At 72.0% G+C, this 14,223-nt stretch carries 9 protein-coding genes; 6 read left to right on the top strand and 3 right to left on the bottom strand.

What is annotated here, in order from left to right:
- Positions 1 to 38: 38 nt before the first annotated feature.
- Positions 39 to 1,334 (bottom strand): extracellular solute-binding protein, encoded by a 1,296-nt coding sequence (locus ABD091_RS10835; RefSeq protein WP_343918248.1) that lies wholly within the window; start codon positions 1,332 to 1,334, stop codon positions 39 to 41.
- A 132-nt stretch (positions 1,335 to 1,466) separates the two neighbouring features.
- Between ABD091_RS10835 and ABD091_RS10830 the strand changes: the two genes are divergently transcribed.
- The 3 genes from ABD091_RS10830 (at position 1,467) to ABD091_RS10820 (ending at position 3,968) form a co-directional block, all read left to right on the top strand.
- Positions 1,467 to 2,480, top strand: a complete 1,014-nt coding sequence (locus tag ABD091_RS10830; RefSeq protein WP_343918246.1) for a LacI family DNA-binding transcriptional regulator — start codon at positions 1,467 to 1,469, stop codon at positions 2,478 to 2,480.
- Positions 2,481 to 2,559: 79 nt separating this feature from the next.
- Positions 2,560 to 3,189, top strand: a complete 630-nt coding sequence (locus tag ABD091_RS10825; RefSeq protein WP_343918244.1) for a TetR/AcrR family transcriptional regulator — start codon at positions 2,560 to 2,562, stop codon at positions 3,187 to 3,189.
- A complete protein-coding gene (locus ABD091_RS10820) occupies positions 3,186 to 3,968 on the top strand; it encodes a maleylpyruvate isomerase family mycothiol-dependent enzyme (protein WP_343918242.1) in 783 nt (260 codons plus the stop codon). The genes ABD091_RS10825 and ABD091_RS10820 overlap by 4 nt, the downstream gene beginning before the upstream one ends.
- 12 nt (positions 3,969 to 3,980) lie before the next feature.
- Here the strand turns inward: ABD091_RS10820 and ABD091_RS10815 are convergent, their stop codons facing one another.
- Both ABD091_RS10815 and ABD091_RS10810 read right to left on the bottom strand, forming a co-directional pair.
- Positions 3,981 to 4,730 (bottom strand): VIT1/CCC1 transporter family protein, encoded by a 750-nt coding sequence (locus ABD091_RS10815; RefSeq protein ID WP_343918240.1) that lies wholly within the window; start codon positions 4,728 to 4,730, stop codon positions 3,981 to 3,983.
- Positions 4,731 to 4,782: 52 nt separating this feature from the next.
- The gene (locus ABD091_RS10810) at positions 4,783 to 5,928 is read right to left on the bottom strand and encodes an acyl-CoA dehydrogenase family protein (RefSeq protein WP_343918238.1); all 1,146 of its coding nucleotides are present in this window, start codon (positions 5,926 to 5,928) and stop codon (positions 4,783 to 4,785) included.
- 87 nt (positions 5,929 to 6,015) lie between these two features.
- Here ABD091_RS10810 and ABD091_RS10805 point away from each other — a divergent pair, with 87 nt between their 5' ends.
- From ABD091_RS10805 to treY, 3 genes are all read left to right on the top strand, one after another.
- Positions 6,016 to 7,785: a sensor histidine kinase gene (locus ABD091_RS10805; protein ID WP_343918236.1), complete on the top strand. Its 1,770-nt coding sequence runs from the start codon at positions 6,016 to 6,018 to the stop codon at positions 7,783 to 7,785.
- An 85-nt stretch (positions 7,786 to 7,870) separates the two neighbouring features.
- A complete protein-coding gene (gene glgX, locus ABD091_RS10800) occupies positions 7,871 to 10,060 on the top strand; it encodes a glycogen debranching protein GlgX (RefSeq protein WP_343918234.1) in 2,190 nt (729 codons plus the stop codon).
- A 15-nt stretch (positions 10,061 to 10,075) separates the two neighbouring features.
- Positions 10,076 to 14,215: a malto-oligosyltrehalose synthase gene (gene treY, locus ABD091_RS10795; protein WP_343918232.1), complete on the top strand. Its 4,140-nt coding sequence runs from the start codon at positions 10,076 to 10,078 to the stop codon at positions 14,213 to 14,215.
- Positions 14,216 to 14,223: the final 8 nt, after the last annotated feature.

Below are 14,223 nucleotides of genomic sequence, written 5' to 3'. Positions count from 1 at the left end.
GTCGGGGTCGGGCACCGGCCCCCCCCCCGACCGGGAGGTCACTCGGAGTAGTCCGGGACCACGTCGCTCTTGAACGTCTGGGCGGCGGTGTCGAGCGAACCCTGGACGTCCTTGCCCTGGACGAGGACCTCGGTGGCCATCTGGTCGAGGGGGGCGAAGAACAGGCCGCCCTCGGGGATCCACGGACGCGGCTGGGCGACCTCGAGGGCCGGCTCCCAGGCAGCGACCTTGTCGTTGCCCTCGAGCTCGTCGTAGGCGTCGGCGTTGGCCGGCAGCAGACCCAGCTCGTCGGCCATGAAGGCCATCGACTCGGGGCTGGTCATGAACTGCACGAAGGCGATGGCTGCGTCGGCCTTCTCCTCGTCCATGCCGGAGTAGATGACGTAGTTGTGGCCACCGACCGGGGCACCCTGGCCGCCGTCACCGGCGGGCACGGGGGCGACACCGAGGTTCTCGAAGCCGCCGAACTTCTTGTCGGAGGAGACGTTGGCGGTCTCCCAGGGACCGTTGATGATCATGCCGACCTTGCCCTCCTTGAAGAGGGTCATCATCGTGCCGTAGGAGTCGTTGGCGTCCGGCTTGACGGCCGCCCCGCTCTTGACGAGGTCCTGCGCGGTGGAGATGCCGTCGACGTTCTCGGGGCTGTTGACGGTGATCTTCTGGGCGTCGGTGTCGACCAGGTCGCCGCCGGCGCCGTAGATGAACGGGAGCAGGAAGTAGCCGCCGGAGTTGATGTAGAGCCCGTCGACCCCGATCTTCTCGAGCTTGGCGCTGGCCTCGGTGACCTCGTCCCACGTGGCGGGCGGGGCGTCGATGCCGGCCTTCTCGAAGAGCGCCTTGTTGTACATCAGGCCGAGGGTGTCGGTGACCTGCGGGACGCCGTAGGTCTTGCCGTCGTAGACGTTGGAGGACAGCGGGGTCTCGAGGAAGTTGGTGTCCTCGAGGAGGGGGGTGCCGTCGAGGGCGTAGAGGTAGCCGAGCGAGGCGAACTCCGGGACCCAGGCGACCTCGGCGCGCAGGATGTCGGGGGCACCCGAACCGGACTGCGCCGCGGTCTTGAACTTGTTCTGCGCCTCGTCGAACGGCACGGCCTCGTGGTTGATGGTGACGTTCGGGTACTCCTCGTTGAACTGCTCGATGAGTGCGTCGAACGCGGGACCCTCGTTGGTCGGGTCGGAGGTGTCCCACCAGGTCAGCTCGGCTTCGAGGTCGGCGGGCGCGGTGTCGGACTGGGGGGCGGCGTCGCTGTCGGTGTCGCCACCGTCGCTGCCGCACGCGGCGAGGGTCAGGGCGAGCGCGGCGGTGCCGGCGATCGCGGGGAGAAGGCGGCGCATGGGGAGCTCCGTTCGGGGATTCAGGTGGTGTGACGACCGCCTCACTGGGCGGTGCTCCGCGGGACCATAGCAAGGGCCTTGCAAGAAATGGAAGTCCTTGCAATCACCTTGCGGACACGCTTTCATACGCTCATGGCAACCCTGGCCGAGATCGCCGCACACGCAGGCGTCAGCGAGGCGACGGTCAGCCGGGTCCTCAACGACAAGCCCGGCGTGAGCGACTCCGCGCGCGGCGCCGTCCTCACCGCGCTCGACGTGCTCGGCTACGAACGACCGAGCCGGCTGCGGCGCCGCAGCGCGGGTCTCGTCGGGCTCGTGGTGCCCGAGCTCGAGAACCCGATCTTCCCCGCGTTCGCGCAGGTCATCGACGACGCCCTGGCCGGCCGCCGCTTCACGCCGGTGCTGTGCACCCAGTCACCGGGCGGCATCTCCGAGGACGAGTACGTCGAGTCGCTGCTCGACCACGGCGTCGCCGGGATCCTCTTCGTCTCCGGCCGCCATGCCGACAGCGGCGCCGACCACGACCGCTACCGCACGCTCGTCGACCGGCGGCTGCCCGTCGTCTTCGTCAACGGCTACGCCCCGGGCATCGACGCCCCCTTCTTCTCCACCGACGACCACGACGCGATGGCGGTCGCGGTCCGCCACCTCGCCCAGCTCGGCCACACCCGGATCGGCCTGGCCATCGGCCCCGGCCGCTACGTCCCGGCGGCCCGCAAGAAGGCGGGGTTCGTCGCGGCGTTGGGCGACGTCCTGGGCCTCGACGCCTCCGAGGCGGCGACGTGGACCGCCGAGGGGCTCTTCACCGTCGAGGGCGGCGCCGCGGCCGCCCGACAGCTCCTCGAGCAGGGGGCGACCGCGGTCGTCTGCGGCTCCGACCTGATGGCCCTGGGCGCCGTACGCGCTGCCCGCGAGCTCGGGCACGACGTCCCGGGTGACGTCTCGGTCGTCGGCTTCGACGACTCGCGGCTGATCCAGTTCCTCGACCCGCCGCTCACCACCGTGCGGCAGCCGGTGCAGGCGATGGCCGGCGCGGCCGTCTCCGCCCTCGTCGACGCGATCGACGGCCAGCCGGTTCCCTCGCGGGAATACCTCTACAAGCCCGAGCTGGTGCTGCGGGACTCGACCGCACGCGCCCGGGGGTGACGTCGGGCGACGTGGTCCCGGGCCGGGCGGCCTAGCCCACGATTGACCGCGCCTGCCCCCGCGGAGGAAAGTCCTAACGGTGTTAGGAACTCCTACGAGCAGTCGGATCGCCGCCCGACGCGAGGCCACCCAGCGCGAGATCCTGGCCGCCGCATGGGACGCCGCACGCGAGCAGGGCGTGGCTCAGCTGACTCTCCGCGACGTCGCGGAGAGGGTGGGGATGCGTCCCCCCTCGCTCTACTCGCACTTCGCGTCCAAGCACGCGATCTACGACGCGATGTTCGGACAGGGGTGGGCCGCCTACCTCGAGGCGTGCCGCGCGACGCGACCGTCGCTGCCCCCCGAGCCCCGGGCGCGGCTCCGCGCCATCGCTCACCAGTACTTCGACTACAGCGTGGCCGACCCGGCGTGGTTCCAGCTGCTCAACCAGCGCCTGGTCCCCGGGTTCGAGCCGAGCGCGGAGTCCTACGCGCCCTCGCTGGCCGTGATCGAGATCCTCCGCGAGGAGATGGAGGAGATGGGCATCACCGACGCGGCCGCCATGGACCTGTGGGTGGCCCTGGTCGGCGGCCTGGTCGCTTCGCAGCTGGCCAACGACCCCGGCGGGGGACGCTACCGGCTCCTGCTCGACCGTGCGGTCGAGATGTACGCCGACCACGTCGGGCTTCCTCTCGGGACCACCCACCGAGCAGAGGAGGAGAACTCATGAGCACCGCGCCGATCCAGCGCCCCGCCGTTCCCCGGCGTCCCGGACCGTGGGCCAGCGCCCTCGACCGCGACACCGCGATGGTCCTCGCCGGCGAGGAGTACGCCCGTCTCGCCGACCTGCTGGCCGAGCTGTCAGCCGACGAGTGGCGCCGCCCCACGGAGTGCCCCGCGTGGGACGTCCGCCAGATGGCCGGGCACTGCGTGGGCATGGCACAGATGGTGACCCGGGTGCCGGAGGCAGCGCGCCAGCTGGCACGCGCCGCACTCGCGGCCCGTCGTTCGGGGAGAGCACAGATCGACGAGCTCACCGACCTCCAGGTGCGCGAGCACGCCGACCTGCCCGACCCCGAGGTGGCCGCCGTGATGCGTACGACGGGAGCGGCGGCCGTCCGCGGCCGCCGGGGCTTCCCGAAAGCGATACGCGCGGCCACCTTCAGCGACGACAGCGTCGGGTCGAGGGAGAAGTGGCGGGTGGGCTACCTCGTCGACACCATCCTCACCCGGGACCCGTGGACGCACCGGGGGGACATCTGCCGGGCCACGGGCAGGGAGCTGGTGCTCACGGCCGACCACGACGGCCGGATCGTCGACGACGTGGTCACCGAGTGGGGCCTGCGCCACGGTCGTCCCTTCGCCCTCACGCTGACCGGGCCGGCCGGGGGCCACTGGCAGGTCGGCACCGGCGGAGAGCACCTCGAGCTCGACGCGGTCGACTTCTGCCGGATCCTCTCCGGCCGCGCCGACGGTCGTGGGCTGCTCGCCACGCGGGTGCCGTTCTGACCGACCCGGGGGTCAGGCGACGTGGGTGCCGAGCAGGGCGCCGACGGCGTAGGTGACCGCCATGGCGAAGGCGCCGCCCGCGACGTTGCGGACGACGGCGGGGACCGTGGCGCCGTAGCCGAGCTTGGCGCTGGTCCAGCCGGTGAAGGCCAGCGCGACGACCACGGACGCGACCGTCAGCCAGATCCGCAGGTCGGCCGGCGTCAGCACGATCACGAGCAGCGGCAGCAACGCACCGACCGTGAAGGCCAACATCGACGCCCAGGCGGCGTGCCACGGATTGGTGAGCTCGTCGGGATCGATGCCGAGCTCGACCTCGGCGTGGGCGCCGAGCGCGTCGTGGTCGGTCAGCTCGCGGGCGACCTGCATCGCGAGCTCCTCGCTCAGGCCCTTCCCGACGTAGATCCCCGCCAGCTCGGCGAGCTCCTCCTCCGGCTCCTCGGCCAGCTCGCGCCGCTCCTTGGCGAGCAGCGCCTCCTCGGAGTCACGCTGGGTGCTGACCGAGACGTACTCCCCCGCGGCCATCGACAGCGCACCCGCGACGAGCCCCGCCGTTCCCGCGAGTGCGATGGTGCCGGAGTCGGACGTCGCTCCTGCGACGCCCATGACGATGCCGGCGGTCGAGACGATGCCGTCGTTGGCGCCGAGCACGCCGGCGCGCAGCCAGTTCAGCCGGTTGCTGATGCTGCCGGAGTGGGGCTCGTCGTCGTGGGGCCCGGCCTCGAGCGGCTCGAGGGTCGGGTCGGTCGCATCCGTGGTCACGCCTCCATCGTCGACGGCGTACGGCGCCCCCGCAACGAAGGTCAGGCTCCCCTCACAGCCCGAGGTCGCGCGCGATCAGCATCTTCATGATCTCGTTGGACCCGGCCCAGATCTTGGTGACGCGGGCGTCGCGCCAGGCGCGGGCGACGCGGTACTCGTTCATGTAGCCGTAGCCGCCGAAGACCTGGACGCAGTGGTCGAGGACCTCGTTCTGGACCTGGGAGGTCCACCACTTCGCCTTGGCCGCATCGACAGCCGAGAGCTTGCCGGCGGTGTGGGCCATGACGCACTGGTCGACGAAGGCCTGGGTCACCTCGACCTGGGTGACGAGGTCGGCGAGCAGGAACTGGGTGTTCTGGAAGGAGCCGATCGGGACGCCGAACGCCTTGCGCTCCTTGGCGTAGGTGATCGTCTCGTCGAGGATCTGGGCGGCGTGGGCGAGGTTGGTGATCGCCGAGCCGAGCCGCTCCTGCGGGAGGAAGGTCATCATCGAGATGAAGCCGGTGTCGAGCTCGCCGATCAGGTCGTCGTTGCTGACCCGGACGTCCTCGAAGGCGAGTTCGGCGGTGTCTGACTCGTCCTGGCCGACCTTGTCGAGCACCCGGCCGACGGAATAGCCGGCGGCCGAGCTGGGGACGCCGAACAACGAGATGCCCTTCGCCTTCTTCTCCGGCGCCGTGCGCGCCGCCACCACGACGAGGTCGGCGGAGCCGCCGTTGGTGATGAAGGTCTTGGAGCCGTTGATGACCCAGTCGTCGCCGTCGCGGACCGCCGTCGTCTTCAGCGCGGCCAGGTCGGACCCGCCCGACGGCTCGGTCATGCCGATCGCGGTCAGCAGCTCACCGGAGCAGAACTGCGGCAGCCACCGCTCCTTCTGCTCGTCGTTGGTCAGGTGGACCAGGTAGGGCGCCACGATGTCGGCGTGGATGCCGACGCAGCTCGGCAGGGTCATGTTGACCTTCGCCAGCTCCTCGGTGAGCACCGCGTTGAAGCGGTAGTCGCCGGCCTCCATGCCGCCGTACTGCTCGGGGACCTCGAGGCCGAGGAACCCCTGCTTGCCGGCGGCGAGCCAGAAGTCGCGGGGCAGGCCGTGGGAGGTGGCGTGCTCGTCGAGGTGGGGGACCACCTCGCGGTCGAGGAACTCCTTGACCGAGCTCCGGAATGCCTCGTGGTCCTCGTCGTAGATCGTGCGCTCCATGGCGCACATGTTACTGGCCAGTCAACTTCGAGCCACGACTTGTCCGGAACGTCCTCGCGCCGGCCGACCGGCTGAGAGGGTGTGGCCATGGCCGAGCAGCTCTCGCCCGAGCCGGCCCCGCGCCCGCGGGAGGACGGCTGGGGTGGCGACGAGGCGCGCGCCGCGCTCCGGCTCATCGCCGACGACGCGCGGCGACGCGCCGGCTTCGAGGTGTGCGCGGTCGAGGTCCTGCGCGCCGACGACGTCCTCGAGATCGTCGCGGTCGCCGGGAGCGACGACGGCGAGGAGGCCCTGCTGCGCCAGGCGTCGCCGCTGACCGCGATGAAGCCGGCGCTCGCGCTCGGGGCCGAGTACGGCGCGTGGACGTTCATCGCGCACGAGTGGCTGACCCCCGCCGCGGCCCGGGGGCTGACCGACTACTCGTGGGTGCCGGACCTGCCGGACACCCACGACCCGACCCGCTGGCACGCCCTCGACATGCTCGTCGCCCGCGTCGTCGACGACCGCGGCCACCTGCGCGCACTGGTCTACCTCGACGTGCCGCTCGACGGCGACCGACCGAGCCCCGCGCGGCTGCGCGCCCTCGCGGAGGAGATGCAGCTGGTGCTCCGGGCCGTGCTGTCGTCGCTGGAGCGCGAGGAGCTCTCCCAGCAGCTGCGGCTGGTCGCCACGGCCCGCGAGGTCGTCCGCGCGACGTCGAGCCGGGCGGGCCTGCCCGACCTGCTGCGCCGGACCCACGGCCACCTGCTGGCCGGCTTCCGGGCCGACGACCTGGTCATCGAGGTCTTCGGGACCCCGAGCGACCACGGGACCGGACCCGCCCACCTCGGCCCCGACCTCGGCGCCGCGGCGGCGGCCGCCGCGCTGCGGGCGTGGGCGGACCAGACGGTCGTCGTCGTCGAGCCGGGCCGGGTCTGGGGCGACGACGCCCTGGACCGGACGCGGCGTCCCGACCTGACCGCCCACCTCGCCCGCCACGGCGCCGGCGAGCTGGTGCTGGTGCCGATCGGCGCGGGGCCTGACCCGCTGGGACTGATGCTGCTCGCGCGCGACCTCGGCCGGGCGCGCTGGACCGAGAACGACGGCTGGGCGGCTCTCGACGTCGCCCACGACCTCGGCCGGGCGATCCTCCAGAACCGGGCCCACGAGCGCGAGCAGGAGCTGATGGCCGAGCTGCAGCGCCTCGACCGCTATCGCGCCGAGCTGGTCGCGACCGTCTCCCACGAGCTGAAGAACCCGCTCGGCGTGATCATGGGCCACGTCGAGATGATCGAGTCGCTGCCCGACCTGCCCGCCGCCGCGCGCACCTCGATCACCGCCATGACCCGGGGCGCGGACCGGCTCTCCACCGTCGTCGACGACCTGTTGATGCTCAGCCGGATGGGCAACCCCGACACCCCGCTCGAGCGGGTGCGGGTCGACCTCGCCGCCCTGGTCGAGGAGGCCGCGGACGACGAGTCCCCGGCGGCCTCGGCCGCGGGGCTCACGATCCGCGTGGCGGCGTACGACGCGGAGGTGGCGGGCGACCCCGAGGAGCTGCGGCGGCTCGTGGCCAACCTGGTCAGCAACGCGGTGAAGTACTCCGTCGCCGGCGGCACGGTCACGGCCGCCGCGGAACGCCGGGGGGACGAGGTCGTGCTGACCGTGACCGACCAGGGCCTCGGCATCTCCGAGGAGGACCAGCGCCGGCTCTTCACCGAGTTCTTCCGCTCGACCAACCCCGACGCCCTGCGGCGGCCCGGGACCGGGCTCGGCCTGGCGATCGTCGCGCGGATCGTGGCCCGCCACGAGGGCCGGATCGACCTCGACTCCGCCTTGGGGCGGGGTACGAAGGTCACCGTCACCCTCCCGGCGTAGCCTCATGGTTCGACCGCCGGGGGTCGGGTGGCCCGGATAGGGTCTGGAACGTTCCAACACTTCGTGGCACCCAGGGAGGAGACCCGTGGAGGTCTGGCCGGGCAACGCCTACCCGCTGGGGGCGACCTACGACGGTCGCGGCACCAACTTCGCACTGTTCAGCGAGGTCGCCGAGAAGGTCGAGCTGTGCCTGTTCACCGAGGGTCGTGGCGGCGCGCTGGAGGAGCAGCGGGTCGAGCTGACGGAGGTCGACGCCCACGTCTGGCACGCCTACCTGCCGTCCGTCCAGCCGGGGCAGCTCTACGGCTACCGCGTCCACGGCCCCTACGAACCCGAGCGCGGGCTGCGCTGCAACCCGAACAAGCTGCTGCTCGACCCCTACGCGAAGGCGACCCAGGGCGAGATCGACTGGGACGAGTCGCTCTTCGGCTACAAGTTCGGCGACCCCGACAGTCGCAACGACGCCGACTCCTCGACCCACATGACCCTCGGCGTGGTCATCAACCCCTACTTCGACTGGGAGGGCGACCGCCGTCCCGGCACGCCCTACACCGACACCGTCATCTACGAGGCCCACGTCAAGGGCCTCACCCAGCTCCACCCCGACGTCCCGGAGGAGCACCGCGGCACCTACGCCGGCCTCGCCCACCCGTCGGTCGTCGGCCACCTCCAGCGGCTCGGCGTGACCGCGATCGAGCTGATGCCGGTCCACCAGTTCATCCAGGACTCGACGTTGCTCGAGAAGGGCCTGCGCAACTACTGGGGCTACAACACCCTGGCCTTCTTCGCCCCCCACGCGGAGTACGCCGCGTCGACCGAGGGCGGGCAGGTGCAGGAGTTCAAGTCGATGGTGAAGGCGATGCACGCCGCCGACATCGAGGTCATCCTCGACGTGGTCTACAACCACACGGCCGAGGGCAACCACCTCGGCCCGACGCTGAGCTTCAAGGGCATCGACAACCCGGCCTACTACCGCCTGGTCGAGGACGACCAGCGCTACTACATGGACTACACGGGCACGGGCAACAGCCTCAACGTGCGCCAGCCCCACTCGCTCCAGCTGATCATGGACTCGCTGCGCTACTGGGTGACCGAGATGCACGTCGACGGCTTCCGGTTCGACCTGGCGGCAACGCTGGCGCGCGAGTTCTACGACGTCGACAAGCTCGCGACCTTCTTCGAGATGGTTCAGCAGGACCCCGTCGTCAGCCGGGTGAAGCTGATCGCCGAGCCGTGGGACATCGGCCCGGGCGGCTACCAGGTCGGCGGGTTCCCGCCGCTGTGGACCGAGTGGAACGGGGCCTACCGCGACACCGTGCGCGACTTCTGGCGGGGCGAGCCGAGCCTCGGCGACTTCGCCTCACGGCTGTCCGGCTCGTCGGACTACTACGAGCACTCCGGCCGGCGCCCCTTCGCCTCGATCAACTTCGTGACCGCCCACGACGGCTTCACGCTGCGCGACCTCGTCTCCTACAACGAGAAGCACAACGACGCCAACGGCGAGGACGGCAACGACGGCGAGAGCCACAACCGCTCCTGGAACCACGGCGCCGAGGGGCAGACCGACGACCCCGAGATCCTCGAGCTGCGGGCGCGCGCCCAGCGCAACTTCATCACCACGCTCCTGCTGAGCCAGGGCGTGCCGATGATCCTCCACGGCGACGAGCTCGGCCGCACCCAGGACGGCAACAACAACACCTACGCCCAGGACTCCGAGATCTCCTGGGTCCACTGGGACCGGGTCGACCAGCCGCTGGTCGAGTTCACCGCAGCCGTCGCGAAGCTGCGTCGCGAGCACCCGACCTTCCGGCGCAAGCGGTTCTTCACCGGAACAACGGCACGAACCGGCGACAGTGACAATCCAACAAAGCGCCTCAACGACATCGTCTGGCTCGACCTCGACGCCGACCCGATGGAGGGCGACGACTGGCACAACGGCCACGCCGCGATCGGCATGTACCTCAACGGCCACGGGATCGCCGGGCCCGACGCCACCGGCAACCCGGTCGTGGACGACCACTTCCTGCTGTGGTTCAACGCCGGCGCCGACGACGTCGAGCTGACCCTCCCGCCGGAGGAGTACGCCGCCGCGTGGGACGTCGCGATCGACACCGGTGACGTCGTCGACCGCACCGTCGCCCACCCGGCCGGCGAGACCCTCACCCTGGCCGGCCGCAGCGTGCTGGTGCTGCGCGAGCACATCGACGTCGGCGCGGCCCCCGACAGCTCGGTGGCGGCCTCGCTGAAGGCCCAGAGCTCCTCGAGCAGCAGCTGAGCGGGACGGGTCAGCGTGAACGAGCGACCGCCACGGGTCCCGGCGAGCACCTACCGGCTCCAGGTCACCGAGGACTTCGACCTGCTCGAGGCGGCGCGCACGCTGGCCTACCTCCACGACCTCGGCGTCGACTGGGTCTACCTCTCGCCGGTGCTGGCCAGCGAGTCGGGCAGCGACCACGGCTACGACGTCGCCGACCACTCGGCCATCGACGCCTCCCGCGGCCGTGGGTCCGGCCTGTCGGCCCTCTCGAGCGAGGCGAAGCGTCTCGGCATGGGCGTGATCGTCGACGTCGTCCCCAACCACGTCGGCATCGCCCGGCCCTGGGAGAACGACTGGTGGTGGCACGTCCTCACCCACGGCCGGGAGTCGCCCTACGCCGCCGCTTTCGACATCGACTGGGAGGCGAACGACGACCGGCTGCTCGTGCCGGTCGTCGGTGACGACGACCTCGACCCCGACACGGGACGGATCCGCAACCTCCGGCTGCTCGCCGGCGAGCTCCACTACCACGACCAGCGGTTCCCGATCGCCCCCGGAACGACGGGCCCGGACGACACCGACGCCGACGCGGTCCACGCCCGGCAGCACTACGAGCTGGTGTCGTGGCGCCGCGCCGACAGCGAGCTCAACTACCGGCGGTTCTTCACCGTCAACACCCTCGCCGCGATCCGGGTCGAGGACCCCGAGTGGTTCGGCCGCTCCCACGAGGAGATCGCTCGCTGGTTCTCCGAGGAGCTGGTCGACGGCCTCCGCATCGACCACCCCGACGGGCTGCGCGACCCGGTGAAGTACCTCGACGACCTCGCCGAGCTGACCGGCGACGCCTACGTCCTGGTCGAGAAGATCCTGGAGCCCGGTGAGCGCCTGCCCGACGGCTGGGCGACGGCCGGCACCACCGGCTACGACGCGATGGCGCTCGTCGACCGGGTGCTGGTCGACCCGGCCGGCGCCGTACCGCTCGGGGAGCTGGAGGACCGGCTGCGCGGCGCGCCGGTCGACTGGCACGCGATGGTCCACGACGCCAAGCGCGCGGTCGCCGACGGGTCGCTGCTGGCCGAGACGCGGCGCATCGCCCGCGAGCTCGCCGCCCACGTCGACCACGACGCCGACGACCTCACCGATGTCGTGGCCGAGCTGCTCGCCTGCATGCCGGTCTACCGCTCCTACCTGCCCGAGGGTCGTGACCACCTCGAGGCCGCGTTCGTCGCGGCCCGCGACCACCGGCCCGACCTCGCCGACCTCCTCGACGACATCTCGCCCGTCCTCCACGACGGGGCGGCCGACGCGACCCAGCGCTTCCAGCAGACCAGCGGCATGGTCATGGCCAAGGGGGTCGAGGACCAGTCCTTCTACCGCTGGTCGCGGTTGACCTCGCTCAACGAGGTCGGCGGCGACCCGTCGGTCTTCTCGGTGTCGCCGGCCGACTTCCACGCCGCGATGGCCGTCCGTCAGGCCGAGCGGCCCACCGCGATGACCGCGGCCTCGACCCACGACACCAAGCGCGGCGAGGACGTCCGGTCCCGGATCTCGGTCCTGGCGGAGGCCCCCGACGCCTGGGCGCGGACCGTCGACCGTCTCCAGTCGCTCGCGCCGATCCCCGACGCCGGGTTCGCCAACCTGCTCTGGCAGGCGGTCCTCGGCGTGTGGCCCGGTGACGTCGAGGAGGACCCCGCGCTGCGCGACCGACTCCACGGCTACGCCGAGAAGGCGATGCGGGAGGCGGGCGACCGGACGACGTGGACCGCGCCCGACGACGACTACGAGCAGGCCGTGCACGCGGCCGTCGACGCCGCCTTCGACGACCGGGAGGTCGGCGCCGTCCTCGGCGAGGCACTGGCGGCGGTCTGCGCGGCCGGCCGGGTCAACGCCCTGTCCGCCAAGCTGCTCGGCCTGACGATCCCCGGCGTCCCCGACGTCTACCAGGGCACCGAGCTCTGGGACGACAGCCTCGTCGACCCCGACAACCGCCGCCCGGTCGACTTCGCGTCGCGCGCCGAGCTCGTGGCCGCGGACCGGCCCGGCCACCCCAAGCTGCGGGTCGTGCGCGAGGCGCTGCGGCTGCGGCGCGACCGGCCCGACCTCTTCACGACGTACGCCGCCCTCGATCCCGCCGGCAAGGCGGCCGACCACGTTCTCGCGTTCGACCGCGGTGGGGCGGTGACGGTGGTGACCCGGCTCCCCCACGGCCTCGCCGGCCGTGACGGGTGGGGCGACACCACCCTCGCGCTGCCGTCCGGCCGCTGGCGCGACGTGCTGACCGGCGAGGTGGTGACGAGCGACGGCGCGGTGGCCGTGGCCGACCTCCTGACCGAGCTGCCGGTCGCGCTGCTGGTGGCGCTGCCCGAGCAGCCGCGGCGCCGGGGCCGCTTCGACGTCTGGGCGCCGCGGGCCACGCGGCTCCGGCTGTCCGTCGGCGACGACGTGGTCGAGATGGAGCGCCGCGCCGGCGACTGGTGGCGACCGGTCGGCGACGTCCCGGACGGCCCGGGATCGAGGGAGGTCGACTACGGCTACCTCGTCGACGACAGCGACACCCCCGTCCCCGACCCGCGCTCGCTCCGCCAGCCCGAGGGCGTCCACGGCCGCTCGAGGACGTTCGACGCGACGGCCCACGACTGGAGCGACGAGGGCTGGCACGGCCGGCCCCTCGCCGGGTCGGTGCTCTACGAGCTCCACCTCGGGACGTTCACGTCCGAGGGCACCCTCGACGCGGCGATCGAGCGGCTCGACCACCTCGTCGACATCGGCGTCGGCTTCGTCGAGCTGATGCCCGTCAACGCGTTCAACGGACCCCACGGCTGGGGCTACGACGGCGTGCTCTGGTCGTGCGTCCACGAGGAGTACGGCGGGCCGGCGGCCTACCAGCGCTTCGTCGACGCCTGCCACGCGCGCGGCCTCGGCGTGGTCCAGGACGTCGTCCACAACCACCTCGGCCCCTCGGGCAACTACCTCGGGATGTTCGGGCCCTACCTCGTCGACGGCGACACGCCCTGGGGCGACCAGGTCAACCTCGACCAGGACGGCTCCCACGAGGTGCGTCGGCTGATCCTCGACTCGGTGCGCGGCTGGTTCACCGACTTCCACGTCGACGGGCTGCGACTCGACGCCGTGCACGCGCTGGTCGATTCCTCCGAGACCCACCTGCTCGAGGAGATGGCGACCGAGGTGGCCGCACTCGCGGCCCACACCGGGAAGCCGCTGTTCCTCGTCGCCGAGTCCGACCTCAACGACCCGGTGATGATCACGCCGCGGGAGGGTGGCGGCCGCGGCCTCGACGCCCAGTGGAGCGACGACTTCCACCACGCCCTCCACGTCGCGCTGACCGGCGAGACCGAGGGCTACTACGCCGACTTCGAGCCGCTGGGCGCGCTCGCGAAGGTCCTGCGCCGCGGGTTCTTCCACGACGGGACGTGGTCGTCCTTCCGCGGCCGCGACCACGGCGTCCCGCTCGACACCGACCGGGTGCCGGGCTGGCGGCTGGTCGTCGCCGACCAGAACCACGACCAGGTCGGCAACCGGGCTCGCGGCGACCGGCTCGCGGAGTCGCTCACCGACGACCAGCTCGCGCTCGGCGCCATCGTGACGCTGACCTCGCCCTTCACCCCGATGCTCTTCATGGGTGAGGAGTGGGGCGCGTCGACGCCCTTCGCGTTCTTCACCAGCCACCCCGAGCCCGACCTCGGGAGAGCCGTGTCGGAGGGCCGGCTCGGTGAGTTCGCCCGGATGGACTGGGACGTCTCGACCGTGCCCGACCCGCAGGACCCCGCCACGTTCGCGGCCTCCACGCTCGACTGGGCGGAGCTCGCCTCACCGCGCGGGTCGGCGCTGCTGGCGGTCCACCGCCGGCTGGCCGCGCTGCGGCGTACGCTCCCGGCGCTGACCGACCCCGACCTCCGCAAGGTCCACGTCGACCACGACGACGACGAGCGGTGGCTGGTCATGACGCGCGGCTCGGGCCTCGACGAGGTCGTCGTCGCCGCCAACTTCTCCGACACGACGCGGGTCGTGCCGCTCGGCGAGGACGCCGACCTGGTCGGCCACGTCGTCGCCCTCGCCACTCCCGGCGCGGGCCTCGCCGAGGGCTCAGTGGTCGACGGCGGCGAGGTCACGCTCCCGCCCGGGACCGGCCTGGTCCTCGTCCCCGAGGTCTGATTGATCGG

It is taken from the genome of Nocardioides aestuarii (genome assembly GCF_039527245.1).
GTDB classification, from domain to species: Bacteria; Actinomycetota; Actinomycetes; order Propionibacteriales; family Nocardioidaceae; genus Nocardioides; species Nocardioides aestuarii.
Note: the sequence above shows the minus strand (reverse complement) of the source record. Positions and strands in the feature narration are given on the sequence as shown.